This is a genomic window from Pseudoxanthomonas mexicana, assembly GCF_014397415.1.
Taxonomy (GTDB): domain Bacteria; phylum Pseudomonadota; class Gammaproteobacteria; order Xanthomonadales; family Xanthomonadaceae; genus Pseudoxanthomonas_A; species Pseudoxanthomonas_A mexicana.
In genome coordinates, this window is sequence record NZ_CP060731.1 from 3,517,718 (window position 1) to 3,542,595 (window position 24,878).

A 24,878-nucleotide genomic window follows, 5' to 3' on the forward strand; every position below is an offset into this window, starting at 1 on the left:
TCCTGTAGGCGCGGGATGCCTGCGCATTCCTCCCACGCCCGCCCGACCATCGCGGCGGGGCACGACCGCGCACGCGCCTACAACACCCGCGTAACGCCTGCGGAGTATCGTGGGCGCGTGCCGGGGGGATGCCGACGGATGGCGCAACGCACCATTGAATGCCGCTATCGGACTCTTCGCAAAAAACGATTTTCCTTGATCGTCTGCACTGCCTAGTCTGGTCGCCATCCGCCCACGCCCTCGAGGACGTCAGCCGTGTGCACACCCGCCCTGCCGTCCTCCCTGCACCCTCCTCCCCCGCTCGCTGCGAAGCGCACGTCGCATCGCGCGTCGCTTTTTCCTTTCTGCACCGACGCATTCCCGCCCCCTCCTGAAACACCCCACTGCCCTAGGAAGCCCCGCCATGACCACTGAATCCAAGTGCCCGTTCCATCCGACTGCGGGTGGCGGTACCGGCAATCGCGACTGGTGGCCCAACCAGTTGCGCCTGGACCTGCTGAACCAGCACTCGTCGCGCTCCAACCCGCTCGACCCCGGCTTCGACTACGCCGAGGCGTTCAAGAAGGTCGACTACCACGCGCTGAAGAAGGACCTGCGCGACCTGATGACCGATTCGCAGGACTGGTGGCCGGCCGATTTCGGCCACTACGGCGGCCTTTTCGTCCGCATGGCCTGGCATAGCGCAGGCACCTACCGCATCGGCGACGGGCGCGGCGGCGGCGGCCGCGGACAGCAGCGCTTCGCGCCGCTCAACAGCTGGCCCGACAACGTCAGCCTGGACAAGGCGCGCCGCCTGCTGTGGCCGATCAAGCAGAAATACGGGCAGGCCATCTCGTGGGCCGACCTGATGATCCTGGCCGGCAACGTCGCGCTGGAAACGATGGGCTTCCGCACTTTCGGCTTCGGCGGTGGGCGTGAGGACACCTGGGAACCGGACCAGGACGTGTACTGGGGCCGCGAGACCACGTGGCTGGGCGGCGACATCCGCTATGCGCACGGCTCCGAGGGCGTGGAGAAGCCCGGCGACGAAGGTGTGCTGGTTGCGGACGACACGGCGGACGGCAACGTGCATTCGCGCCGGCTGGAGAATCCGCTGGCGGCCGTGCAGATGGGTCTGATCTACGTGAACCCGGAAGGCCCCGACGGCAATCCCGATCCCCTGCTCGCGGCGAAGGACATCCGCGACACCTTCGCCCGCATGGCGATGGACGACGAGGAAACCGTCGCCCTCATCGCCGGAGGCCATACCTTCGGCAAGACGCATGGTGCCGGCCCCGCCGACAACGTGGGGGCCGAACCGGAAGCGGGCGAACTGGAACAGCAGGGCCTGGGCTGGCACAACAGGTTCGGCAGCGGCAAGGGCGGCGACACCATCACCTCGGGCATCGAGGTCACCTGGACGCAGACGCCCACGCTGTGGAGCAACAAGTTCTTCGAGAACCTGTTCGGGTTCGAATGGGAGCTGGAGAAGTCGCCTGCCGGCGCCCACCAATGGGTCGCCAAGAACGCGCCGGAGGACGTGCCGCTCGCGCACGACCCCACCCGCAAGCAGCGCCCCAAGATGCTGACCACCGACCTGTCGCTGCGCTTCGATCCGATCTACGGGCCGATCTCCAAGCGCTTTCTGGAGAATCCGCAGGCGTTCGCCGATGCGTTCGCGCGGGCGTGGTTCAAGCTGACCCATCGCGACATGGGCCCGCGCGCGCGCTACCTGGGTCCGGAAGTGCCCAAGGAAGAACTGATCTGGCAGGACCCGCTGCCCAATGCCGACTACGCACCCATCGATGCGGCCGACATCGCTACGTTGAAGGGCAAGGTGGCGGCCTCGGGACTGTCCGTGTCCGAGCTGGTCGCCACGGCGTGGGCGTCGGCGTCGACGTTCCGCGGCGGCGACAAGCGCGGCGGTGCGAACGGCGCGCGTATCCGCCTGGCGCCGCAGAAGGACTGGGCGGTCAACCGACCCGATCAGCTGGCGAAGGTGCTGAAGGCACTCGAACGCATCCAGATGGAATTCAACCTGGAGGCCAGCGGCGGCAAGAAAGTGTCGCTGGCAGATCTCATCGTGCTGGCCGGCGGTGTGGGCGTGGAGCAGGCAGCGAAGGCGGGCGGCGTCGACGTCACGGTGCCGTTCCGTCCCGGCCGCACCGATGCACGCCAGGACCAGACCGATGTCGCGTCGTTCGCCGTGCTGGAGCCCTTCGCCGATGGGTTCCGCAATTACCTCAAGGGACGCTCGGTCGTGCCCGCCGAACACCTGCTGGTCGACAAGGCGCAATTGCTGACCCTCACGGCACCGGAAATGACGGTGCTGGTCGGCGGCCTGCGCGTACTGGGCGCCAATGCGGACGGCAGCGACACGGGCGTGCTCACCGACAGGCCCGGCATGCTGAGCAACGACTTCTTCGTCAACCTGCTCGACATGGGCACGGAGTGGAAGCCCACCGGCGACAACCGCTACGCGGGGCATGAGCGCAAGACGGGGGCGAAGAAGTGGACCGGGAGCCGGGTCGACCTGGTCTTCGGCTCGAACTCGGTGCTGCGCGCACTGGCCGAGGTCTATGCCAGCGCGGATGGCAGTGAGAAGTTCGTGAAGGACTTCGTGGCGGCCTGGACGAAGGTGATGGAACTGGACCGTTTCGACCTGCACTGATCTTCCACCGCAGGCCTTCGCGACGCCGCATGGCCGGATCCGGCATGCGGCGTTGTCGTGTCCGCCGGTCGGTCCACGGGAATTGTGAGTCGGTGGCCGGTCAGATTGGCGCTAGCATCATCCGCAACTCTCCATCCCCGTCCAGGAGGACGACCGCACGATGAGCAACGCATCCCTCGCCGAAGATCTCTTCGCCCAGTTGCAGGGCGCCCCGCTGCAGCAGGTCTCCCAGCAACTCGGCATCGGGCAGATGCAGGCCTCCAGCGCGGTGAGTGCCGCGCTTCCGCTGCTATTGGGCGCGCTGGGTCGCAACACGGCGCAGCCGCAAGGCGCGGAAGCCCTGTTCGGCGCCCTGCAGCGCAACCACGCCGGTCTCGACCTTGGCAGCGTGCTGGGCGCGGTGCTGGGCGGCGCTTCGTCGCCGCAGGCCAATGGCGCCGGCATCCTCGGCCACATCTTCGGGGGTCAGCAGAACCGGGCCGAACTGGGCCTGGGCCAGGCCACCGGCCTGGGGGGTGAGCGTGCGGGCCAGTTGCTGAAGATCCTAGCGCCCATCGTGCTGGCCTTCATCGCCCAGCGCATGAGCCAGGGCGGCGCGCAGAACAATCCGCTGGGACTGGCCGAAGTACTGGGCCAGGAGCAGCGCCAGGTGCAGCAGCAGGGCGGCCTGGGCGGCGGACTGCTCGGTGCGGTGCTCGACCAGGATGGCGACGGCCAGCTGGGCCTGGGGGACATCCTCAAGATCGGCAGCGGCATGTTCGGCGGCGGACGCTGAGCGGCCGGCATCATGCAAGACGAAGGGCGCCTCGGCGCCCTTCTTTTTACATCGCGTCGATGTCGCCCAGCGCGCGGATCAGGCGCCGCGCACGCTTGTCGGGTCTGGACTGTGGCGCCTGGTAGCCGGCGCGCTCGGCCCGCCGCTGCGCCAGGGCCGCTTCGCGCCGTGCACGCGAGGCTTCGGATTCGACATACAGCGCCTGCGCTGCGGGGGCAGGCCCACGCTGATCGCTGAGCCCGCGCACTTCGATCTCGTAGGTATCGTCACCGCGCGTGATCGCCAGGACATCGCCCACGCGCACGGCGCGCGAGGACTTGGCCCGTTGTCCGCCCACGTCGACTTTGCCGGTCACGATGGCCTGCTTGGCCAAGCTGCGGGTCTTGTAGAAGCGGGCGGCCCAGAGCCAGATGTCCAGCCTCAGGGTCGCCATGCCCTGCTCATCCGATCCCAAATTCATCACGTCCTCGCGCATCACTTTGATGCCTACCCTACCGGGTCTCCGCCAGTCCTGTGGCGATCCTGCGCGCCAGTTCGACGCTCTCTGGTGCCGCCAGCCCGCCCCAACGCTGGTCCGCGTCGCCCAGTGCCATGCCGGCCGCCACCAGATCGCCGCCGTCGAGCAGCCCCCGCACCTGCGCCAGGTCGGCGTGCACGCGATCGCTCAGCCCTCTCCTGCATGCTTCCAGAGCGGCGTGGTCGGGCGGCGGCAAGGGCGCATCCAACCATGCCAGCACCTTCTGGAAGGCCCGCCCGTCCGGCGTGGCGTGGCCGCGCGATCCCATCGAGTGGCGATACACCTGTTGCACGCAGAATTCCTGCATGGAGCGCTGACTGGCCGCGTCCGCACGACGATTGGGCAGGTCGTGCGCGCCGGTAACGTAGGCCAGACGCACCGTCGTCTGGAACAGTCGCATCAGATCGGCAGGCGGCGCGGTCAAACGCGTGCTCCCGATGGCGTCGCTCCCCGCATTCAGAAGCGCACCACGGAACACGTCCGGATAGGCCAGCGCGACCCTCAACGCCGTCCGCGAACCTCCCGAGAACCCGCCGACGAACACGCGCTCGGGGTCCACCGGATACCGCGCGGCGATGCCGTGCGCCGCATGCAGCGCCAACGGCATGCGGCGATCGAACACGATCGCTTCGTTTCCCGCTTCGCGGGGCGACACATAGATCATGCCGTGCGCTTCGAGGGTCGGCATCCAGTCCATGGGCGCACGGTACGCGTCCTGGGGCGGAATCCAGACGAGCAGTGCATAGCCGCGCGGGGGCGGCGGTTTCCGCGGGACGAAGACGTCGAAGCGGGCCTGCGCGATATCCACCGTCTGCTCGGCCAGTTGGCGCCCTGAGCCGGACACATACCGCTGCATGCGATCGAAGGTGGTGGGCGTCTGCGTGCGGCGTGCGATCTCACGGGCGCCCGCGAGCGGAGAAGGCGCATCCAGGCGAACGTCGTCCTGACGCCCCTGGCCGGCGACCAGGACAGCCGGCCATGCCAGGGCAGCCATCATGCAGATCGCAATCGCGCACCGCCTCATCCGCGTGCACCGGGGCTCATCGTGCAGGAGGGGACATTAAAGCAAAAAGCCCCGGCACAGGCCGGGGCTTCGTTGCGTATCCGGTAACGGACGCGCGTTTAGTCAGCAGCGGCGGCAGCGGCCTGGCGGGCGGCCTTGGCGGCGGCGTTGGCGGCCAGGTCTTCCTTGATGCGGGCAGCCTTGCCTTCCAGGTCGCGCAGGTAGTACAGCTTGCCAGCGCGGACCTTGCCGCGGCGCTTCACTTCGACCGAGTCGATCGAGGCGCTGTGGGTCTGGAACACGCGCTCGACGCCGTAGCCATGCGAGATCTTGCGCACGGTGAAAGCGGAGTTCAGGCCGGCGTTCTTCTTGGCGATGACGACGCCTTCGTACGCCTGCACGCGCTCGCGGTTGCCTTCCTTGACCTTCACGTTGACGACGACCGTGTCACCGGGGCCGAACGCGGGCAGCTCGCGCGTGATCTGGGAGGCTTCGAATTCCTGGAGGAGCTTGCTCATGTTGGCACCAATGCTTGTATGCGTGATCGTGTCTTGCGACAGCGGAAACTGATGCAGTCGCCGGATTGCGCTGCACGATATTCTTATGGGATCCGGGGGCGTGAACCGCCCGAGGGTCGCGCATTCTACCGGATTTCCCGGCCGGGTGGCTACCCTGCCCCGTCCCGGCCCGCCAGAGCGGCTCTGAACGCCTCCAGCAGCAGCCGGTCGGCCTTGGACAGGCCGGCCTCGTCCAGCAGGTCCGGGCGACGGAGCCAGGTCCGGCCCAGCGCCTGCTGGCGGCGCCAGCGCGCGATGGCCGCATGGTCGCCGGAGCGCAGGACGGCCGGCACGTCGCCCAGCGGATGGCTCGAAGGCTGGGTGTAGTGCGGGCAGTCCAGCAGGCCGTCCCCCTCGAAACTGTCCTGGATGGCCGACTCCGCATCGTTCAGAGCACCTTCCTGCAGGCGCCCGACCGCGTCGATGACCACGGCCGCCGCCAGTTCGCCGCCGGACAGCACGTAGTCCCCAATCGACAATTCCTCGTCGACTTCGGCTTCAAGGAAGCGCTCGTCCACGCCCTCGTAGCGACCGCACAGCAGGATCATGCGCGGCAGCGCCGCCAGTTCGCGTGCTTTCTTCTGGGTGAGCGGCGCGCCCTGCGGGCTCATGTAGATCACCGGCGCCGGGACCGGATCCGCCGCCCGGACCGCTTCGAGACACGCCCGCAGGGGCTCGAGCAGCATCACCATGCCCGGGCCGCCACCGAACGGGCGGTCATCCACCCGGCGGTAGCCGCCGGCGGCGTAATCGCGCGGATTCCAGCCATGCAGCGACAGCAGTCCGCGCTCCTGTGCACGTCCCACCACGCCCACGGCTGCCGCCTGGGCGATGAAGTCGGGGAACAGGGTCATGACGTCGATGCGCATGGGGCGAGGAGTAAGTGGAGAGAAGTGAGGAACGAGGGAGAGCGGCTGCGCTTCGAATGGCAAGGCGCCGGAGTAAGGCAGGGCCGGCACCGACTGCAGTGCCCACTCACTTCTCCACTCACTCCTAGAATTCGGGGTCCCAGTCCACGGTGACCACACCGGCCTCGAAATCCACCGAGCGGATGTAGTCGGGATCGACGAACGGGATCAGGCGCTCGCGGTCGCCACGCGCCACCAGCACGTCGTTGGCACCGGTCGAGAACAGGTGCGAGACGGTGCCGAGGTCGGTGCCGTCCACATTGACCACGCGCAGGCCTTCCAGATCGACCCAGTAGAATTCGCCGGCGCTCGGCGGCGGCAGCGCGGAGCGCGGGACGAAGATCTCCTGCCCGCGCATCGCTTCCACCTGGTCGCGATCCTCCACCCCCGGCAACGTCGCCACCAGGTGCTTGCCGGACGCCTTGCCACGCGCGCCACTGAGCTCGCGCTCGACGCCGGCGGCATCGCGCAGCGTCCACGGCTGGTAGCGGAAGATGGCCTCGCGCGGCTCGGTCCAGGATTCGATCTTGATCTGGCCGCGCACACCAAAAGCGCCCAGTAGCCTTCCCAGCAGAATCATCTTCTGCGGAGTCGGTGGGCGCTCGGTGTTCATGCGGACGGAAGGCCGCGCGGCGTGCGCGGCCGGGTCGCTCAGGCCGCCGAAGCGGACTTGGCGACTTCCTTGTACAGGTTGCGGACCTTTTCGGTCAGCTGCGCGCCGTTGCCGACCCAATGGTCGACGCGGGCCACGTCGAGTTCGACGCGCTTTTCGTTGCCGGCGGCGACCGGGTTGTAGTATCCCACGCGCTCGATGTTGCGGCCGTCACGCGCGCTGCGCGAGTCGGTGACGATGATGTGGTAGAAGGGGCGCTTCTTCGCGCCGCCGCGGGTGAGACGGATCTTGACCATGGTGTTTTCCAGTGCTGCCCAGTCGCCAGAATGGCGAGGTAAGCCCGCTATTCTAAGCCATTGAATCGCTCAGGAAAACCCACCCGGGCTCTCCCGTCACCGTGGTCAGGCCAGCGGCTCCCACGACACCGCCTCAAACACCCCCGCCAGCCGCGCCATCAGGGCCGTATCAACGCCCCATGCGACGTCATCGACGCCCACCACCGGCTGTAACCCACTGGCGTTGCAGGCAAAAGCAGCCCGGAACCGCCCCAGATCATGCCGAAGGACCGGCGTCGACCGCTGGGGCACGCCGGCCCGGGTCAAGGCAGCCTGCAGCAAGCATTCGGCCGTCCCCCGCAGCGCCGGCCCCTCTGGCCAGGTGATGGCGTCGCCGTCCCACAGGCCCAGATTCCAGATCGAACCCTCCACCACCTGCCCCGTCGGATCGACGAACAGCGCATCATCGAACCCGTCCGCCAACGCCTGCCGTCGATAGTGGAACAGCGGGAACGTGCCCACATGCTTGAACTGCGGCAGCGGGCGCACGAACGGGTACGTCTTCACCCGCAGCGCCGGCTTCTCCGCCGAGGAGGGCGGCGACAGCGTGATCAGGACATCCGGCGCCACGGCACGCGCCGGATCGCGGTAGTCGAACTGCGTGGAGAACACGGTGACGCGCACGGACGCATCGCGCAGGCCGGCCGATGCCAGCGCATGCGCCGCCTGCTGCAGGGCCGACGCGCCATCGAGCGAGGTGCCGAACAGCCCCTGCGTCGCGTCTTCCAGTCGTTTGACGTGCAACTCGCGCCCCTGCACGGCGCCGTTGCGCACCTGCATCGAGGTGAAGTGGCCGTAGTTGGACAGTGCCAGCGCGCGCAGCGCGTCCGCGGGGGCGGGTTTACCGTTGAGGAAGGCGGGGGTCATGCGGCCGGATCTCCGCTTCAATCAAATGTGGGAGCGACGAGAGTCGCGATGAACGGAGGCAAGATCGCGACTTACGTCGCTCCCACAACAAGCGAAAGCATCAGCGGAACGGCATGCCGCCGCGGCCGCCCATCATGCCCTTCATGTTGCGCATCAGGCCCTTCATGCCGCCGCCGGCCAGCTTGCCCATCATCTTTTCCATCTGCTGGTACTGCTTCATCAGCTTGTTGACGTCGGCCGGGGTCAGGCCCGCGCCCTTGGCGATGCGGGCGCGGCGCGAACCGTTCAGCAGCGCCGGATTGCGACGCTCCTTCTTCGTCATCGAATTGATGATGGCGATCATGCGCGGCACTTCCTTGCCCTGCTGCACCTGCTGCTTCACGTGCTCGGGGATCTGGCCCATGCCCGGCAGCTTGTCCATCAGGCCGCCGATGCCGCCCATGTTCTGCATCTGCTCCAACTGGTCGCGCATGTCGTTGAGGTCGAACTTCTTGCCCTTGATGACCTTGGCCGCCAGCTTCTCGGCCTTCTCGCGGTCGACGTTCTGCTCGACCTGCTCAACCAGCGACAGCACGTCGCCCATGTCGAGAATGCGGTTGGCCACGCGCTCGGGGTGGAACACGTCCAGCCCGTCGGGCTTCTCGCCCACGCCGATGAACTTGATCGGCTTGCCGGTGATGTAGCGCACCGACAGCGCCGCGCCGCCGCGCGCATCGCCGTCGGTCTTGGTCAGCACCACACCGGTCAGCGGCAGCGCCTCGCTGAACGCCTTGGCGGTGTTGGCCGCGTCCTGGCCGGTCATCGCATCGACGACGAACAGCGTCTCCACCGGCTTGACCGCCGCGTGCAGCGCCTTGATCTCGGCCATCATGGCCTCGTCGATCGCCAGGCGGCCGGCGGTATCGACCAGCAGCACGTCGACGAAGGACTTGCGCGCGTCGTCGATGGCGGCGCGGACGATGTCCTCCGGCTTCTGCCCGGCGTCGGACGGGAAGAACAGCACGTCCACCTGCTGGGCCAGCGTCTTCAACTGCTCGATCGCGGCCGGGCGGTAGACGTCGGCGCTGACGACCATCACCTTCTTCTTGCGCTTCTCGCGCAGGTGCTTGGCCAGCTTGCCGACGGTGGTGGTCTTGCCGGCACCCTGCAGGCCGGCCATCAGGATGACGGCGGGCGCGGGCACGTTGAGGTTCAGGTCACTGGCCTGCGAGCCCATCACCGCGGTCAGCTCGTCGCGGACCACCTTGATCAGCGCCTGGCCCGGGGTGAGCGACTTCAGCACTTCCTGGCCAACGGCGCGCACCTTGATGCGCTCGATCAGCGCCTGCACCACCGGCAGGGCCACGTCGGCCTCCAGCAGGGCGATGCGGACCTCGCGGGTGGCCTCGCGGATGTTCTCCTCGCTCAGGCGGCCACGGCCGCGCAAGCGCTCGATGGTGCCGGAGAGGCGCTGGGTCAGGGATTCGAACATGGAAGCAGGCATGCCAGGGGAAAACGGACGGCGATTATAGCGGCCCCGGCCCGGCCGCCCTGCGTCATGAGATCCGCATGCGCCTGCGCCGGTGCCGTCTGCTGTGCGACACTTCCCTGATGACAGTCATTCTCATCGCGGTTGTCCTTTACCTGCTCGCCGCCGGCCTGCTGGTCCGGTCCGTCGCCGGCGATGCAGGCGAGCCCTCACGTCCCTGGCTGTGGCCAGCACTGGGCGCCGTGACGCTGCACGCGGCCTACCACCTGCTGGTGGCCTGGCGCACGCCGGGGGGGCCGGACATGCACTTCTTCGCGGCCCTTTCACTGGTGTCGCTGGGCATGGCGGCGATGACGCTGCTGGTGGCCATCCAGGGCCGGATGGCGGCGCTGGGAGTGGTGGCCTTCCCGCTCGCGGCCGCGCTGCTGGCCGCCTACCACCTGTATGGCCACCAGGCCTCCAGCGGGCTGGACTGGCGCCTGCAGCTGCATGCCTGGCTGGCGCTCCTGGCCTATGCGGCGCTGGCCATCGCCGCGCTGCTGGCGGTGATGCTGTGGGCGCAGGAACGCGCCTTGCGCCGGCGCGAATTCCACCTCTGGCTGCGCGCCCTGCCCCCGTTGACGGAGTTGGAAGACCTGCTGTTCCGCACGATCACGGTGGGCTTCATTCTGCTGACCGCCACGCTGCTGACCGGCGTGCTGTTCGTCGAGAACTTCCTGGTCCAGAAGCTCACCCACAAGACGGTACTCAGCGTGCTCTCGTGGCTGGTCTTCGGCGGCCTGCTGATGGGCCGCTGGCGCTACGGCTGGCGCGGCGCCAAGGCGGTGCACTGGACCCTGACCGCGATGGCGCTGCTGCTGCTGGCGTTCTTCGGCAGCAAGTTCGTGTACGAGATGGTGTTGAGGCGGGGTTGAGTACGCGTCTGGGCGACCGGATCCTGAAGGTCGATCACGCGGGCGAACACGGCGCCGTCAACATCTACCGCGCGCAGATCCTGGTGGCACACTGGACGGCACCGCACATGACACCGGTACTCCGGTACTTCCTGGAGCACGAGCTTGGCCACCGCGCGCTGTTCTGGGGCCAGCTCCAGGCGCGAGGTGTCCGCCGCTGCCACAGCTATGTGTTGTGCGGGGTGGGAGGCTGGACGCTGGGGCTGGTGACCGGCCTGCTGGGCGCGTCAGCCATCGCGGCGACCACGTATGCCGTTGAAAGCGTGGTGTTGCAGCACCTTCTGGAACAACGGCGGCAGCTGGAGACCGCCGACCCGGACGCTTTCGACACCGTGTCGCGCATCATCGCGGAAGAACAGGAGCACCACGATCACGGCCGCGACGCAATGCAGGCGGGCGCCTTCTGGCCGCCGATCCTGACACCGGTCGTGCGCGCGTCGACCGAGGCGGTGATCTGGCTGGGCATGCGCCTCTGATGCTCGTCGCGACCTGCTCCTTGTAGGAGCGACGTCAGTCGCGACCGCACGGCTGACGCGTGCACCGACTTTCCAAGGACAAATCGATCTCGCGGTCGCGACTCACGTCGCTCCTACAAAAGCCGCATGAGCCCTACTCCGCCGCCGCTTCCAGCGCCTGCGACAGCCGCTCCACCGCCACGACTTCCAGGCCCTTGAACGTGCCCGACTTCGGCGCGTTGCCCTTGGGCACGATGGCGCGCTTGAAACCATGCGTGGCCGCTTCGCGCAGGCGTTCCTCGCCGTTGGGCACGGGGCGGATCTCGCCCGAGAGGCCCACTTCGCCGAAGGCCACGGTCTTCTCGGCCAGCGGGCGATCGCGCAGCGAGGACAGCACCGCCAGCAGCACCGGCAGGTCGGCCGCGGTTTCCTGCACGCGGATGCCGCCGACAACATTCACGAACACGTCCTGGTCGCCCACCACCACGCCGCCGTGCCGGTGCAGCACGGCCAGCAGCATGGCCAGCCGGTTCTGTTCCAGGCCCACCGCCACGCGGCGCGGGTTGGAGAGTGGTGAGCTGTCCACCAGCGCCTGTACTTCCACTAGCAGCGGACGCGTGCCTTCGCGGGTGACCATCACGCAGCTGCCGGGCTGCTGGGCGCTGCCGGACAGGAAGATCGCCGACGGGTTGGGCACTTCCTTCAGACCCTTCTCACCCATCGCGAACACGCCCAGTTCGTTGACCGCGCCGAAGCGGTTCTTGAACGCACGCAACACGCGGAAGCGGCTGCCGCTCTCGCCTTCGAAATACAGCACGGCATCGACCATGTGCTCGAGCACGCGCGGGCCGGCGATACCGCCTTCCTTGGTCACGTGGCCCACCAAGAACACGGCCGTGCCGGTCTCCTTGGCGTAGCGCACCAGCCGGGCCGCGCTCTCGCGCACCTGGCTGACGGAGCCGGGCGCGGCGGTCAGCGATTCGGTCCACAGGGTCTGCACGGAGTCGGCGACGATCAGCTTCGGCCGCGCCACCGAGGCATGCTGCAGGATGGTCTCGATGCCGGTCTCGGCCAGCGCCTGCAGGTTGTCCAGCGGCAGGTCCAGGCGCACGGCGCGGCCGGCGACCTGGGCCAGCGATTCCTCGCCGGTGACGTACAGCGCCGGCAGGCTGGCCGACATCCGGGCCAGGGCCTGCAGCAGCAGGGTGGACTTGCCGATGCCGGGGTCGCCGCCCACTAGCACCACGGCCCCTTCCACCAGGCCGCCACCCAGCACGCGGTCGAACTCGCCGATGCCGGTGGTCACCCGGGCCTCTTCGCTGTGGCGCACGTCCTTCAGGGCGGTGATCCTGGGTGCCTCGGCCTTGCCGGCCCAGCCGGAGCGGCGGGCGGCGGCCGGGGCGCCGGCAGAGGTCTCCAGGACGATCTCGCTGAGGGAGTTCCAGGCGCCGCAGTCGGCGCACTGGCCCTGCCATTTGCTGTGGTCGGCCCCGCACTCGGTGCAGACGTAGGCGGTACGGGACTTGGCGGAGGTCTTGGCCACGGGAAACCTGTCGGGACGGCGAGCGGCTACTGTATCGGGCCGCCGTCTCCGGGGGCGAGACCCGGAAAAAACAAAGCCCCGCCGAAGCGGGGCCTTGTCACAACTGGTGCCGGAAATAGGAATCGAACCTACGACCTACGCATTACGAATGCGCCGCTCTACCAACTGAGCTATTCCGGCGGAGCCGCGAATTTTAGGGGTTGGGGTGGGGGCGGGTCAATGCGGGGTGTTGGGGATGGGGTGGTAAGCCTTTGGGAAGCCGGAATAGTCGCCAGCCGGCATCGGGAAGCTGTTCCTTGCCAGTGCTCGGCGAGGTGTACGCCGGCTCTTGATGGACCCAATCGGGCGCGCAATCCAGACACACATTTCGCTTGTCACTTGGCGTGATGGCCCATTCGCGGTGGTCTGGATCGTAGCGAAGGCATGCACTGCCGTTGGGCGTCTGCTTGAAATCGACTTCCAAGACCTGCGCTTGCCCCTCTCTCCTTCGAAGCTTGGCCTGATGGCGCGTGTCGATGTCGACGAACACCGCGAGGTGTGATGTCGCGTCGAGTGGCACCAGCTCCTTGTCATCCACCTGCAGCGTAACGTCGCCTTGCCGGGTATCCGCTGGCAGCTATTGGCCGGATAGACAGACCATGCCGTCTTTCTCAGTGGGGTTCTACCCCGCTAGCACGAACGTCTTTGGCTTGGTGCTGCCACGTCTCACGTGGCCGGCTTGAGGCTGGGATCGGCCAGACTGGACGGGCCTCCCATCGAGCCCTCGCGCGCGTCGTGCGGAGGGCGTGGAGTAAGGCATGATAGCCATGGGGCATGGCACCACCCTTGGTCCATGGTCGGCGTGCTGCCGACGCACACTAAACAGCCCGACATCGTCGGCAAGGAGACTCAACCATGGACCAGGTTCCGCGAACTGATCCGACGCGCGCAACGCGTCGCCGTGCCGTGCTGGGAGCTTGGCTGGCCTGCATGGCTTGCCTGGCGGGGTACTCCGTACATGCACAGACCATCACCACGATCGCCGGTGGCGGCAACCCGGGCTCCGGCAATGGCGACGGCGGGCCTGCCACCCAGGCACGGCTCGAAGAGCCCGTCGATGTGGCTATCGATCCCTCGGGCAACGTGTTCATCGCTGAACGCTATGGCTTCAAGGTGCGCAGGATCGGTGCCAACGGCATCATCACCACCGTGGCCGGCAACGGGCAACAGATGTACGACGGCGACGGCAAGCCAGCGACGACGGCGGCGATCGACGTGCGCGGAATCGCGGTTGATGCGAGCGGCAATCTCTTCATCGCAGACGGTGCGAATGGCAGGATCCGCAAGGTGTCGCCCAACGGCACCATCAGTACCCTCGTCGCAAGCGGCCTGTCGTTCCCCACACGCCTCGCCGTCAGCCCCTCAGGACAGGTCCATGTGCTGGATCAGTCACGGATCTGGAAGGTGGGTCCGTCGGGCAATCTTGTCCTGGTCGCAGGCAACGGCGAGTACGGAACGTCCGGCGATGGCGGGCCTGCCACGGCGGCGCGTCTGGCCAGCACGAACGCACTGACCTTCGACCGGAGTGGACGGCTCTACCTGGCCGACAACAACGATCGGATCCGGCGCATTGCGCTCGATGGAACGATCTCGACGATTGCCGGCAGTGGGCCGTTCCGTGTAGACCCCGTGGCGCGCAACTCGCGCCTCCACATGCCCACCGGCGTCACGATAGATTCGCGCGGCAATACCTATGTTGCCCTGCGCGGCAACGTGGTGCGCACCATCAATCTCGACGGCATCATCGGAGATGCCGTGGCCACGTCGATCGACGGTGGCGGCCAAGTGATCGGAGCACCTTTCGGCTTCAGGGGCGACGGCGGTCCGGCGCTCGATGCATGGCTCTACGAACCGGAGGGGCTGGCCGTCGATGGCCAGGACAATCTGTACATCGCGGACACCCGCAATCACCGCATCCGCAAGGTGACGCCCGTCCCAACGCCGCGTACGCCTGCCGGCGTGAATGCGTTTTCCCCACAGAAGATCTACGGCGTGGGCAGCTATGTCCGGCACGTGGCCGTGGGTGATATCACGGGCGATGGCCGGAAAGATGCGCTGCTCACGACATCGAGCTGGTCGGGGTCCTACGCAGAGCCTGCAAAGGACTTCCGCGTCTGGCTTTTCGTGCAGAAGCCGGACGGGACGCTGGCCTCACCCGTGGGTTACCCCTTCTCCGGAGATGTTCTCGGGGGACGTACAGGCAGCGGCCTGGCCACGGGTGATTTCAACGGCGACGGTTTCGACGACGTAGTGGTCGGCACCCTCAACGGCATCACCATCTTCCTCGGCTCGCCGTCCGGCCTGGGGCCTGGGCTCAACTACCCCTCGCAGACTGCTGGAGCGCAGGCGGTCCTCAGCCTTGCGCTGTTGGATGTGGACAGGGATGGCCGGCTCGATGTCGTAACCCTGAGTGGCGGCAGGAGCGAGGGCGGCACCAGCCCCAGCGATCAGGTGGGCTTGCTGACTTACTACGGCAATGGAACGGGCGGCTTTCCTCGACAGAGTTTTCGCCCACGGCCGTCGAACGTGAACTGGGGCAGTCTGCGCGCAACCGACGTCAACAACGATGGATTTCTGGATCTCACCAGTTCTTGGCGCGACATCATCGACGGTTACTATCGCGGCGGCTTCGAAGTGACGCTGCACGACGCAGCCACCAGCCTAGGTGCCGTGCGACGCTGGCACCCCCTCCAGCCCTTGTCCTGGGGGCCAGGTTACGCACTGGGCGACTTCGATGGCGATGGCAGAAAGGACGCTATCGTTTCTTACTCGCAGAACACGCCGTCAGCGAAGTATGCGCAGTTCAAGCAGCAGCCAGACGGCAACTTCATTGAAAAGGCATCTTGGCCAGCATTCGATGTTCCGGACGAACTGATCAGCGCCGACATGAACAATGACGGCCGTGATGACCTGCTGGTGATCCATGGCGGCTGGAGCTCCATCGGCTACATGCAACAGCTGCCTACGGGTGGTTTGGATGTCGAGATCAAGTATGAAGTGGAGCAATCCTCCAATCCCAACATGCCGGCACTGTCAGTGGGTGACCTCAATGGTGATGGCTGCCTGGATGTGGCGATGGCAGACAGGAATTACGGTCTGGTGGTGTTGGAAGGGCGCAACTGCTTCGTCCGCGCGAACGGGTCGCAACCGCTGGTGCCCGGTGGTTGGGGGGCGCTGGCGATCAACGGCGCGATCACCCAGGGCCAGACCGGCCAGGCAAGCGTCGGGATCGCACCGCCTGCCCGCTCCGGCGAGCCGACGGGCGTCGCCAACGGTCGCAACATGACCCCGCGTGGCGATACCGATCGCGCCCAAAGCGCACGCAGGCTCTTCGCGATCCTGGCGCTGCTGGGACTGCTCGGATTGCTGGGAGGCGCGTGGTTCGCGTACCCGCGCAGAGCGTGGCTGGGCCGCTGAGGGAGGCGTTGCGCCTTTGCCTCAGCCGACCAGCTGCAGCCGCAATTCCTTCGGCAGCGCGAACACCATGTTTTCCGGCTCACCGTCCAGTTCGCTGACGCCGGCGGCGCCGAGGTCGCGCAGGCGCTGGATGACGCCGTCGATCAGTACATCCGGTGCCGACGCGCCGGCGGTCACGCCGATGCGTTGCTTGCCTTCGATCCAGCGCGGATCGATCTCGTGCGCGCCATCGATCAGGTACGACTCCACGCCATCGCGCTCGGCCAGCTCGCGCAGGCGGTTGGAGTTGGAGCTGTTCGGCGAACCGACCACCAGCACCAGGTCGCACTGCCTGGCCAGATCGCGCACGGCGTCCTGGCGGTTCTGCGTGGCGTAGCAGATGTCGTCGTTCTTCGGCCCCTGGATGGCGGGGAAGCGCGCCTGCAGCGCCTGGATGATACCCACGGTATCGTCGACCGACAGCGTGGTCTGGGTGGTGTAGAACAGATTGTCGGGTTGGCTGACCTCCAGCGCGGCGACGCCTTCGATGTCTTCCACCAGATAGATGTGCCCCTCCCCGCCCTCGCGGCTCCACTGCCCCATCGTGCCCTCCACCTCCGGATGGCCGGCATGACCGATCAGCACCACGTCGCGACCGGCGCGGCAGTGGCGGGCCACTTCGAAATGGACCTTGGTGACCAGCGGGCAGGTGGCGTCGAACACCTTCAGCCCGCGGCGGTCGGCCTCGTTGCGGACGGCCTTGGACACGCCATGCGCACTGAAGATGACGGTGGCGCCATCGGGCACCTCGTCCAGCTCTTCCACGAAGATCGCCCCGCGCTGCTTCAGGTCATCGACGACGAAGCGGTTGTGGACCACTTCATGGCGCACGTAGATCGGTGCGCCCAGTGTTTCGATGGCGCGCTTGACGATCTCGATGGCGCGGTCGACGCCGGCGCAGAAACCACGGGGATTGGCGAGCAGGACGTCCATAGAATCCGATAGTACCGAAGGCAGGAAAATGAAACGCTAAACGTGTTGCCGGTGCCGATTCCGCAGGGCACCTAAGCCCCTCTCCCGCCCGCGGGATAGGGGAACGGGATGAGGGCAGACCGCCGCGATGCGCCCCGTAGGGTGGGCCCCTGGCCCACCGTAGGGGTACGTCATCGAGCGGCGGGCCAAGGCCCGCCCTATGCGGCTTTTTTCTTGCCGTCGAACAACCCGAACAGCGCAATCCCGATCGCCCCGCCGACAACGGCGCAATCGGCGATGTTGAACGCTGGCCAGTAGTGATCGCGCCAGTGCCACTGGATGAAGTCGATCACGTGCCCATGGATCTGGCGGTCGATCACGTTGCCCAGCGCGCCACCGATCACCAGTGCGTACGGCAGCGCCTGGCGCCAGTCGCCGCGGCGCGTGCGCGACAGCCAGTAGCCCAGCAGGCCGCTGATGCCCACCGCCAGCACCGTGAAGAACCACAGCTGCCAGCCGCCGGCATCGGCCAGGAAACTGAACGCCGCGCCAGTGTTGTAGGTGCGGTACCAGTTCCAGAAGCCGTCGATCACCGGGATGGCGGTGTATTCCGGCAGCGACGCCAGCACCCAGGCCTTGGACCATTGGTCCAGCGCGATCACGATGACCGACAGCAGCAGCCAGATGAGGGCGTTGGGCTTGGGAGCGGCGGCCATCAGAACCACTCCCGGGTTTCGCCGGCGCCGTCGATGTTGCTGACGCACCGCCCGCACAGTTCCGGATGTTCGGCATGCGCACCGACGTCGGCGCGGTGATGCCAGCAGCGCACGCACTTGCTTTTCGTGGTTGGCGTGGCGAGCACGAAGACCTCGTCGGCGCTGACTTCGGAGACGGCGACGTCGCCGCTGATGAAGAAGAAGCGCAGCTCATCGGCCAGCGGCTGCCACTTCGCCGCCGTGGCGGCATTCACCGACACGGCGATCTCGGCTTCCAGCGCGGCGCCGATCAGACCGTTGGCACGCATCGGCTCCAGCACCTTGGCGACCTGCTCGCGCAGGGCCAGCAGCTGGTCGAAGTCGGCGGCGTTCAACGCGGCGTCGGTCGGCAGCGGCGCCAGGCCGTCGTACCAGGTGGCGAACAGCACGTTGCCGGTGCGCTCACCGGGCAAGTAGCCCCACATCTCGTCGGCGGTGAAGCTGAGCACCGGCGCGATCCAGCGCACGAAGGCCTCGGCGATGCGGTACATCGCGCTCTGCGCGCTGCGGCGACCGCGTGAATCCTCGCGCATGGTGTACAGGCGGTCCTTGGTGACGTCCAGGTACAGTGAACCGAGGTCGACGCTGCAGAAGTTCAGCAACGCCTGCACGATTTCGGCGAAGTCGTAACGGTCGTAGGCGGCCTTGATCTTCTCCTGCACTTCGAACGCGCGGTGCACGATCCAGCGGTCCAGCGCGACCATGTCGGCCTGCGCCACCAAGTCGCGGGCGGGATCGAAGCCGTTGAGGTTGCTGAGCAGGAAGCGCGCGGTATTGCGCAGGCGACGGTAGGCGTCGGCGTTGCGCTTCAGGATCTCCTGCGACAGCGACATCTCGTTGCTGTAGTCGGCGCTGGCGATCCACAGGCGCAGGATGTCCGCGCCGAGGGTCTTCATGATGTCCTGCGGCTCGATGCCGTTGCCCAGCGACTTGGACATCTTGCGGCCGTGCTCGTCCACGGTGAAGCCGTGGGTGAGGCACTGCTTGTACGGCGCCTGCCTGTCGATCGCCACGCCGGTCAGCAGCGAGGACTGGAACCAGCCGCGATGCTGGTCCGAGCCTTCCAGGTAGAGGTCGGCCGGCTTGCCGAGGCCACGCTCCAGCAGCACGCCTTCGTGGGTCACGCCGGAGTCGAACCAGACATCGAGGATGTCGGTGATCTTGTCGTAGTCCTTCGCCTCGTCGCCCAGCAGTTCGGCGGCGTCCAGCGTGTACCAGACATCGACGCCGCCCTGCTCCACGCGGTCGGCGACCGCGCGCATCAGCTCGACGCTGCCCGGATGCGGCTCGCCGGTTTCGCGGTGCACGAACAGCGCGATCGGCACGCCCCAGGTGCGCTGGCGCGAGATCGTCCAGTCCGGACGGCCATCGACCATACCGGCGATGCGGGCTTCGCCCCACTGCGGGAACCAGCCGACCTGCTTGATCGCTTCCAGCGCATCGGCGCGCAGGTGGGCCTGCTCCATCGAGATGAACCACTGCGGCGTGGCCCGGAACGCGATCGGCGTCTTGTGGCGCCAGCAGTGCGGGTAGCTGTGCTCCATCTTGCTGAAGGCGAGCAGCACGCCGCTCTGCTTCAGCACGTCGACGATGACGTCGTTGGCCTTCCAGATATGCAGTCCGGCCAGCTCCACGCCATGCGCGGCCGGCGTGGACGGCAGGTAGACGCCGCGGCCATCGACCGGGTTGAGCTGCGCAGCGGTGTACTTGTCCAGCAGGCCGTACTGCTTGCTGACCACGTAGTCTTCCTGGCCATGGCCGGGTGCGGTATGCACGGCGCCGGTACCGTCTTCGGCCGACACGTGATCGCCCAGCAGCACGGGAATGTCGCGCGTGTCGTAGAACGGGTGCGCGAACAGCAGGCCTTCCAGCGCGCTGCCCTTCACACGCGCGTGCACGACCACGTCGGTAACGCCGTAACGCTGCAGCGCGCGCGTCGCGAGCGCATCGGCAAGCACCAGCCAGCGGCGCTTGCCGTCGTGCGCGGGGCCTTCGACCAGGGCGTATTCCAGCTCGCCGCCGATGGAGATCGCCAGCGACGCCGGCAGCGTCCACGGCGTGGTGGTCCAGATCGGCAAAGCGACCTCGACATCGGCCGACACCGCGGTGCCGAATGCTTTCGCGACCGCCTGCGCATCGCGCGCGGCGTAGGCGACATCGACGGCGGGCGAGACCTTGTCGGCGTATTCGATCTCGGCCTCGGCCAGCGCCGAGCCGCAGTCGAAGCACCAATGCACCGGCTTCACGCCGCGGGTCAGGTGGCCGTTGGCGACGATCTTGGCCAGCGCACGGATCTCGTTCGCTTCGAAGCGGAAATCGAGCGTCTTGTACGGGTTGTCCCAGTCGCCGATCACGCCCAGGCGCTTGAAGTCCTTGCGCTGGAGGTCGATCTGCGATTCGGCGTATTCGCGGCACTTCTGCCGGAACTCGACCGCATCCAGCTTCACGCCGACCTTGCCGAACTTCTTCTCGATGGCGATCTCGATCGGCAGGCCGTGGCAGTCCCAGCCGGGGATGTAGGGCGCATCGAAGCCAGCCAGGTATTTCGACTTGACGATGATGTCCTTCAGGATCTTGTTGACCGCATGGCCCAGGTGGATCGCGCCGTTCGCATACGGCGGGCCGTCGTGCAGCACGAACAGCGGGCGGCCCTTGGCGTTCTCGCGCAGCTGCGCGTACAGGCCCTGGCTTTCCCAGCGGGCCAGGGTGTCGGGCTCGCGCTTGGGCAGGTCGCCGCGCATCGGGAAATCCGTGGCGGGCAGATGAAGGGTCGCTTTGTAGTCCTGGCTCACGCCGTCGCTCGTCGTTGATGTTCGGAAAGGATCTCGCGCGCGTCATCCGCATCGCGATGCATCTGCTCGGTGAGGCTGGGCAGATCGGGGAATTTCAGCTCGTCGCGCAGCCTGGCGACGAACTCGACTTCGATATGGCGCCCGTACAGGTCGCCGGTGAAGTCGAACAGGTGCGCTTCCAGCAGCGGCTCAACGCCGTCCACGGTGGGACGGGTGCCGAAACTGGAGACCGACGGCCACGGTGCACCACCCACGCCATGCACCCAGGTGGCATAGATGCCGGACAGGGCGGGCGTCTTCGGGAAGCGCAGGTTGGCAGTAGGGAAACCGAGCGTGCGGCCGAGCTGCTTGCCGCGGACGACGCGGCCACCGATGGCATAGGGCCGTCCCAACAGGCGGTTGGCCGTGGCGAAATCGCCGCTTTTCAGGGCTTCGCGAATGCGCGTGCTTGAGACGCGGTCACCCTGCGCGTGCACTGGCTCGATCTCGCCGGCGGCGAAGCCAAGCTCGTCTCCCATCGCCTGCAGCAGGGCGAGGTCGCCACCGCGGCGGTGGCCGAAACGGAACTCCGGACCGATCCACACTTCGTTCGCCTGCAGTCGGCCGACCAGCAGCGTACGGACGAAGTCCTCGGCAGACCGCGCGGACAGCTTGGCGTCGAAGCGCAGCAGGCCGACATGGTCGGCGCCGAGGGCCAGCAGGCCTTCCACCTTGGCCCGTGCCAGGGTGAGCCGCGGCGGCGGGTTGTCCCGTGCGAAGAACTCGCGCGGCAGCGGTTCGAACGTGACCACCACGGCCGGCACGCCCAAGGCACGGGCACGCGCAACGGCATGGCGCACCAGCGCACGGTGGCCCGAATGCAGGCCATCGAAGGCGCCGATGCAGACCACGCTACCGTGCGGGCACAGAGGCCCGCCATCGACGTCACGGAACAGCCTGCTCATGGAATCCTGTCGGGGCGGAGCGTCCGGTCGGGGCGATCCGCAGGAGATGCAACAATCCTGAAGTATAGCCGGGCGTGCCTGACCTCAATGACCCCGCAGGTCACGCGGCCGGATGCCCTGCACCCACAGCAGCCCGGCATACAGGGCTCCGCCCGCCCCCACCATCACCGCCAGGCGCCAGCCCCGATCCCACCAGGCCCACGGCGTCCAGTCCGGCCAGAGCACGCGGAAGGCCAGCACCACCAGCGTCATCGCCACGGTGGCCACCCCGATCTGGCGCAGGAACCGGCCCCAGCCGGGCTGCCGCCGGTAGACACCCGCCTTGCGCAGCAGCCAGGCCAGTTGCAGCGCGTTCACCCACCCGGCCACCGCGATGGCCAAGGCCAGCAGGGCATGCGCACCCTGCACCTGACCCAGGGCCAGCTTCAGGTCCCCGCCAGCGGCTTGCAGGGCCTGTCGGCCCGGCTCGGTGCCGTAGAGCATGGCGGCGAAGAACAGCAGCGTGCAGAAGGCATTCGTCAGCACCGCCACCACGGCGGCCTTGACCGGCGTGCGGGTGTCCTGGCGCGAATAGAACGCCGGTGCCAGCACCTTCACCAGCAGGAAGGCCGGCACCGCGATGGACTGGGCCATCAGGCTCCAGCTGGCCATGCGGACATCGGCCGCATCGAACCTGCCGTACTGGAACAGGGTCGACAACAGCGGCTGGGCGCACAGGATCAGGCCGGCGCAGGCCGGCAGGCCGATCAGCAGGCAGAGCCGGAAGCCCCAGTCCAGCCCCTTCGAGTAGCCGTCCGGATCGGTTTCGGCATGGCGGCTGGACAGGTGCGGCAGGATCACCGTGCCGATGGCCACGCCGAACATGCCCAGCGGGAACTCCAGCAGACGGTCGCTGTAGTACAGCCAGCTGACGCTGCCGCTGACCAGCAGCGCGGCCACCCAGGTGTTGAGCAGCAGGTTGACCTGCGCCACCGACGAGCCGAACAGGGTCGGCACCATCAGGGTCAGGATCCTGCGCACGCCGGCATGGGCAAAATCCAGCCGGGGCCGCGGCAGCAGGCCCAGCCGGGCCAGGGACGGCAGCTGGAAAGCCAGTTGCAGCATGCCGGCGGCGAACACGCCCCAGCCCAGCACCATCACCGAACTGTCGAACCATTCCCGGGCCGCCAGCGCGGCGGTGATCATCGCCAGGTTCAGCAGTACCGGCGACAGTGCCGGAATGGCGAAGCGCTGGTAGCTGTTGAGGATGGCACCCACCAGCGAGGCCAGCGAGATGAAAAGCGCATACGGAAACGTCACCCGCAGCAGATCGGTCAACATGGCCATCTGCGCCGGATCGAAGTTCGGCGCGATGACACGGGCCAGCTGCGGCGCCAGCAGGATGATGATGGCGGTCAGCACCAGCAGGGCCGCCGTGAGGGTGCCGGCCACGCGGTCGACCAGGGCCTTGACCTCGTCTGCGCTGCGGGTGGCCTTGTATTCGGCCAGCACCGGCACGAAGGCCATCGAGAACGAGCCCTCCGCGGACAGCCGGCGCATGAAGTTGGGGATGCGGAAAGCCACGAAGAAGGCGTCCATCATCCCGCCCGCCCCGAAGACGTTGGCGTATACCTGGTCGCGGACCAGTCCCGACAGCCGGGACAGGAAGGTCATGGAGCTGAAGACGGCGGCCGAGCGCAGGAGCTTTCCGCTCATCGCGACGGATCCCCCGACAGAACCGCCGGCTTGACGCAACCCATTGAATGCCCCATAATTTCCGGCTCGATTATCCGTCTTCCGTTCAACCCCTGAATTCTCTCAGGTATTCACCAGGAATCCCACTGTGGCCAATATCAAGTCCGCCAAGAAGCGCGCCAAGCAGACCGTCGTGCGCAATGCGCGCAATGCCGGTCAGCGTTCGATGCTGCGCACCGCCGTCAAGAAGGTCCTGAAGGCCCTCGACGCCAACGACGCCGCCGGCGCCCAGGCCGCGTTCGCCTCGGCCCAGCCGATCCTCGACCGCCTGAGCTCGCGCGGCCTGATCCACCGCAACAAGGCCGCCCGCCACAAGAGCCGCCTCAACGCCCGCATCAAGGCGCTGCAGGCCGCCTGATCCGGCGGTACATGGACGCGAAGACACGGAACCCGCCGGAAGGCGGGTTTCTTTTTGCCCGTCCGCCGCGCGCGGTACGCGTGGGGACGCATACGTAAAACCCGCCTTCCGGCGGGTTTTCGGGTATCAGCCTTCGCGGGCGGCCTCGTCGGCCTCTTCCTTCTGCCGATCGAAGAAGGCCATCACGTCCTTCATGATCGGCCAGGTGCCCTCGCGCGAGATCGCCGACACCTGATACCACGGCTGGGTCCAGCCCAGGCTGGCAACGATCTGCTCCGCGCGCTCCTTCGCCTCGTCCTCGAACATCAGGTCGGCCTTGTTGAGCACCAGCCAGCGCGGCTTCTGCAGCAGCTCGGGGTCGTGCTTCTCGAGCTCGCGCTCGATGGCGCGCACCTGCTCGACGGGATCGATGTCCTCCACGCCCCCCTCCATCGGCGCCATGTCCACCAGGTGCAGCAGCAGCCGGGTGCGCTGCAGGTGGCGCAGGAAGGTCGCCCCCAGTCCGGCGCCATCGGCGGCCCCTTCGATCAGGCCCGGGATGTCGGCGATGACGAAGCTGCGGTGGGCCTCAACACTGACCACGCCCAGATTCGGATAGAGGGTGGTGAAGGGGTAGTCGGCGACCTTGGGCGTCGCCGCCGACACCGCACGGATGAAGGTGCTCTTGCCCGCGTTCGGGAAGCCGAGCAGGCCGACGTCGGCCAGCAGCTTCAGTTCCAGCTTCAGCAGGCGCTCCTCGCCCTCCTCGCCCGGCGTCGCCTTGCGTGGCGCGCGGGTGATGGAGCTTTTGAAATGCATGTTGCCCAGGCCGCCCTTGCCGCCCTTGGCCACCAGCAGGCGGTCGCCATGCCGGGTCAGGTCGCCGATTACCTCGTCCGTGCTGACGTTGGTGACCACGGTGCCGACCGGGACGGTGATGGTCAGATCGTCGCCCGCCTTGCCGTACATCTGCCGGCCCATGCCGTTCTCGCCACGCTGGGCACGGAACGTCGTCTGGTGGCGGAAATCGACCAGGGTATTGAGGTTCTCGTCAGCCAGCAGCCAGACACTGCCACCACTGCCACCGTCGCCACCGTCGGGGCCGCCCAGCGGAATGAACTTCTCGCGGCGGAAGCCGACGCAGCCGTTGCCGCCATTGCCGGCGGTGACCAGGATTTCAGCTTCGTCTACGAGTTTCATAAAAGCCGGGATTCGGAATTGGAGATTCGGTATTCGTGGCAGCAGGATGTGCGATCCCGGCCTTT

General features: G+C 67.3%; 22 protein-coding genes and 1 tRNA gene. 6 read left to right on the plus strand and 17 right to left on the minus strand.

The window, feature by feature from the left end; translation table 11 throughout:
* Positions 1-403: 403 nt before the first annotated feature.
* Complete coding sequence (katG, locus tag IAE60_RS16465; RefSeq protein WP_187573064.1) at positions 404-2,650, plus strand: catalase/peroxidase HPI; 2,247 nt, start codon at positions 404-406, stop codon at positions 2,648-2,650.
* A 160-nt stretch (positions 2,651-2,810) separates the two neighbouring features.
* A complete protein-coding gene (locus IAE60_RS16470) occupies positions 2,811-3,425 on the plus strand; it encodes a DUF937 domain-containing protein (protein WP_162110298.1) in 615 nt (204 codons plus the stop codon).
* A gap of 46 nt (positions 3,426-3,471) precedes the next feature.
* Here the strand turns inward: IAE60_RS16470 and IAE60_RS16475 are convergent, their stop codons facing one another.
* The 8 genes from IAE60_RS16475 to ffh form a co-directional block, all read right to left on the minus strand.
* Positions 3,472-3,885 carry an RNA-binding S4 domain-containing protein gene (locus tag IAE60_RS16475; RefSeq protein WP_244966599.1) on the minus strand — a complete coding sequence of 138 codons (414 nt, stop codon included), beginning with the start codon at positions 3,883-3,885 and terminating at the stop codon, positions 3,472-3,474.
* 31 nt (positions 3,886-3,916) lie between these two features.
* Positions 3,917-4,939: a PHB depolymerase family esterase gene (locus tag IAE60_RS16480; protein ID WP_187573065.1), complete on the minus strand. Its 1,023-nt coding sequence runs from the start codon at positions 4,937-4,939 to the stop codon at positions 3,917-3,919.
* Between the two features lie 125 nt (positions 4,940-5,064).
* Positions 5,065-5,463, minus strand: coding sequence for a 50S ribosomal protein L19 (gene rplS, locus IAE60_RS16485; RefSeq protein ID WP_187573066.1), 399 nt, complete (start codon positions 5,461-5,463; stop codon positions 5,065-5,067).
* Positions 5,464-5,612: 149 nt separating this feature from the next.
* A complete protein-coding gene (gene trmD, locus IAE60_RS16490; RefSeq protein WP_187573067.1) occupies positions 5,613-6,371 on the minus strand; it encodes a tRNA (guanosine(37)-N1)-methyltransferase TrmD in 759 nt (252 codons plus the stop codon).
* A 124-nt stretch (positions 6,372-6,495) separates the two neighbouring features.
* Positions 6,496-7,023, minus strand: a complete 528-nt coding sequence (gene rimM, locus IAE60_RS16495) for a ribosome maturation factor RimM (RefSeq protein ID WP_187573068.1) — start codon at positions 7,021-7,023, stop codon at positions 6,496-6,498.
* A gap of 38 nt (positions 7,024-7,061) precedes the next feature.
* Entirely contained in the window at positions 7,062-7,319 is a 258-nt protein-coding gene (gene rpsP / locus IAE60_RS16500; RefSeq protein WP_187573069.1) for a 30S ribosomal protein S16, read from the minus strand.
* 105 nt (positions 7,320-7,424) lie between these two features.
* Positions 7,425-8,225: an aminotransferase class IV family protein gene (locus IAE60_RS16505; protein ID WP_187573070.1), complete on the minus strand. Its 801-nt coding sequence runs from the start codon at positions 8,223-8,225 to the stop codon at positions 7,425-7,427.
* A 100-nt stretch (positions 8,226-8,325) separates the two neighbouring features.
* Complete coding sequence (gene ffh, locus IAE60_RS16510; protein ID WP_187573071.1) at positions 8,326-9,696, minus strand: signal recognition particle protein; 1,371 nt, start codon at positions 9,694-9,696, stop codon at positions 8,326-8,328.
* Positions 9,697-9,815: 119 nt separating this feature from the next.
* On the opposite strand from ffh, the gene IAE60_RS16515 reads away from it, so the two are divergent.
* Together IAE60_RS16515 and IAE60_RS16520 are read left to right on the plus strand one after the other, a co-directional pair.
* Positions 9,816-10,607 (plus strand): cytochrome C assembly family protein, encoded by a 792-nt coding sequence (locus IAE60_RS16515; RefSeq protein ID WP_185896637.1) that lies wholly within the window; start codon positions 9,816-9,818, stop codon positions 10,605-10,607.
* On the plus strand, positions 10,604-11,122 hold the full coding sequence (locus IAE60_RS16520) for a demethoxyubiquinone hydroxylase family protein (RefSeq protein WP_221893568.1): 519 nt from the start codon (positions 10,604-10,606) through the stop codon (positions 11,120-11,122). Before IAE60_RS16515 ends, IAE60_RS16520 begins: the two co-directional genes overlap by 4 nt.
* Positions 11,123-11,255: 133 nt before the next feature.
* Here the strand turns inward: IAE60_RS16520 and radA are convergent, their stop codons facing one another.
* From radA to IAE60_RS16535, 3 genes are all read right to left on the minus strand, one after another.
* Complete coding sequence (gene radA / locus IAE60_RS16525) at positions 11,256-12,644, minus strand: DNA repair protein RadA (RefSeq protein WP_187573072.1); 1,389 nt, start codon at positions 12,642-12,644, stop codon at positions 11,256-11,258.
* A gap of 104 nt (positions 12,645-12,748) precedes the next feature.
* Positions 12,749-12,824, minus strand: a tRNA-Thr gene (locus IAE60_RS16530).
* Positions 12,825-12,837: 13 nt separating this feature from the next.
* Positions 12,838-13,221 (minus strand): hypothetical protein, encoded by a 384-nt coding sequence (locus tag IAE60_RS16535; RefSeq protein WP_187573073.1) that lies wholly within the window; start codon positions 13,219-13,221, stop codon positions 12,838-12,840.
* 317 nt (positions 13,222-13,538) lie between these two features.
* Here IAE60_RS16535 and IAE60_RS16540 point away from each other — a divergent pair, with 317 nt between their 5' ends.
* Entirely contained in the window at positions 13,539-16,100 is a 2,562-nt protein-coding gene (locus IAE60_RS16540) for an NHL domain-containing protein (RefSeq protein ID WP_187573074.1), read from the plus strand.
* 21 nt (positions 16,101-16,121) lie between these two features.
* On the opposite strand, the gene ispH is transcribed toward IAE60_RS16540, so the two are convergent.
* The 5 genes from ispH to murJ all read right to left on the minus strand — a co-directional run bounded on the left by ispH (position 16,122) and on the right by murJ (position 23,237).
* Positions 16,122-17,072: a 4-hydroxy-3-methylbut-2-enyl diphosphate reductase gene (ispH, locus tag IAE60_RS16545; protein WP_187573075.1), complete on the minus strand. Its 951-nt coding sequence runs from the start codon at positions 17,070-17,072 to the stop codon at positions 16,122-16,124.
* Between the two features lie 197 nt (positions 17,073-17,269).
* The gene (gene lspA, locus IAE60_RS16550; protein WP_187573076.1) at positions 17,270-17,767 is read right to left on the minus strand and encodes a signal peptidase II; all 498 of its coding nucleotides are present in this window, start codon (positions 17,765-17,767) and stop codon (positions 17,270-17,272) included.
* Positions 17,767-20,598: an isoleucine--tRNA ligase gene (ileS, locus tag IAE60_RS16555; protein WP_187573077.1), complete on the minus strand. Its 2,832-nt coding sequence runs from the start codon at positions 20,596-20,598 to the stop codon at positions 17,767-17,769. Before ileS ends, lspA begins: the two co-directional genes overlap by 1 nt.
* Positions 20,595-21,542, minus strand: coding sequence for a bifunctional riboflavin kinase/FAD synthetase (locus tag IAE60_RS16560; RefSeq protein ID WP_187573078.1), 948 nt, complete (start codon positions 21,540-21,542; stop codon positions 20,595-20,597). The genes ileS and IAE60_RS16560 overlap by 4 nt, the downstream gene beginning before the upstream one ends.
* An 84-nt stretch (positions 21,543-21,626) precedes the next feature.
* A complete protein-coding gene (murJ, locus tag IAE60_RS16565) occupies positions 21,627-23,237 on the minus strand; it encodes a murein biosynthesis integral membrane protein MurJ (protein WP_187573079.1) in 1,611 nt (536 codons plus the stop codon).
* 127 nt (positions 23,238-23,364) lie between these two features.
* Here murJ and rpsT point away from each other — a divergent pair, with 127 nt between their 5' ends.
* A complete protein-coding gene (gene rpsT / locus IAE60_RS16570) occupies positions 23,365-23,634 on the plus strand; it encodes a 30S ribosomal protein S20 (RefSeq protein WP_187573080.1) in 270 nt (89 codons plus the stop codon).
* A 126-nt stretch (positions 23,635-23,760) separates the two neighbouring features.
* Here the strand turns inward: rpsT and cgtA are convergent, their stop codons facing one another.
* Positions 23,761-24,813 carry an Obg family GTPase CgtA gene (cgtA, locus tag IAE60_RS16575; RefSeq protein ID WP_185896653.1) on the minus strand — a complete coding sequence of 351 codons (1,053 nt, stop codon included), beginning with the start codon at positions 24,811-24,813 and terminating at the stop codon, positions 23,761-23,763.
* Positions 24,814-24,878 lie beyond the last annotated feature (65 nt).

What these genes read in the sequence shown, in the direction of transcription:
- IAE60_RS16475 (WP_244966599.1), bottom strand. Translation starts at nt 3,885, where the DNA reads ATGAATTTGGGATCGGATGAGCAGGGCATGGCGACCCTGAGGCTGGAC.
- IAE60_RS16480 (WP_187573065.1), bottom strand. Translation starts at nt 4,939, where the DNA reads ATGATGGCTGCCCTGGCATGGCCGGCTGTCCTGGTCGCCGGCCAGGGG.
- lspA (WP_187573076.1), bottom strand. Translation starts at nt 17,767, where the DNA reads ATGGCCGCCGCTCCCAAGCCCAACGCCCTCATCTGGCTGCTGCTGTCG.
- katG (WP_187573064.1), top strand. Translation starts at nt 404, where the DNA reads ATGACCACTGAATCCAAGTGCCCGTTCCATCCGACTGCGGGTGGCGGT.
- murJ (WP_187573079.1), bottom strand. Translation starts at nt 23,237, where the DNA reads ATGAGCGGAAAGCTCCTGCGCTCGGCCGCCGTCTTCAGCTCCATGACC.
- rplS (WP_187573066.1), bottom strand. Translation starts at nt 5,463, where the DNA reads ATGAGCAAGCTCCTCCAGGAATTCGAAGCCTCCCAGATCACGCGCGAG.
- IAE60_RS16540 (WP_187573074.1), top strand. Translation starts at nt 13,539, where the DNA reads ATGGACCAGGTTCCGCGAACTGATCCGACGCGCGCAACGCGTCGCCGT.
- IAE60_RS16515 (WP_185896637.1), top strand. Translation starts at nt 9,816, where the DNA reads ATGACAGTCATTCTCATCGCGGTTGTCCTTTACCTGCTCGCCGCCGGC.
- ispH (WP_187573075.1), bottom strand. Translation starts at nt 17,072, where the DNA reads ATGGACGTCCTGCTCGCCAATCCCCGTGGTTTCTGCGCCGGCGTCGAC.
- trmD (WP_187573067.1), bottom strand. Translation starts at nt 6,371, where the DNA reads ATGCGCATCGACGTCATGACCCTGTTCCCCGACTTCATCGCCCAGGCG.
- IAE60_RS16470 (WP_162110298.1), top strand. Translation starts at nt 2,811, where the DNA reads ATGAGCAACGCATCCCTCGCCGAAGATCTCTTCGCCCAGTTGCAGGGC.
- ffh (WP_187573071.1), bottom strand. Translation starts at nt 9,696, where the DNA reads ATGTTCGAATCCCTGACCCAGCGCCTCTCCGGCACCATCGAGCGCTTG.
- cgtA (WP_185896653.1), bottom strand. Translation starts at nt 24,813, where the DNA reads ATGAAACTCGTAGACGAAGCTGAAATCCTGGTCACCGCCGGCAATGGC.
- IAE60_RS16505 (WP_187573070.1), bottom strand. Translation starts at nt 8,225, where the DNA reads ATGACCCCCGCCTTCCTCAACGGTAAACCCGCCCCCGCGGACGCGCTG.
- IAE60_RS16560 (WP_187573078.1), bottom strand. Translation starts at nt 21,542, where the DNA reads ATGAGCAGGCTGTTCCGTGACGTCGATGGCGGGCCTCTGTGCCCGCAC.
- rpsP (WP_187573069.1), bottom strand. Translation starts at nt 7,319, where the DNA reads ATGGTCAAGATCCGTCTCACCCGCGGCGGCGCGAAGAAGCGCCCCTTC.
- rimM (WP_187573068.1), bottom strand. Translation starts at nt 7,023, where the DNA reads ATGAACACCGAGCGCCCACCGACTCCGCAGAAGATGATTCTGCTGGGA.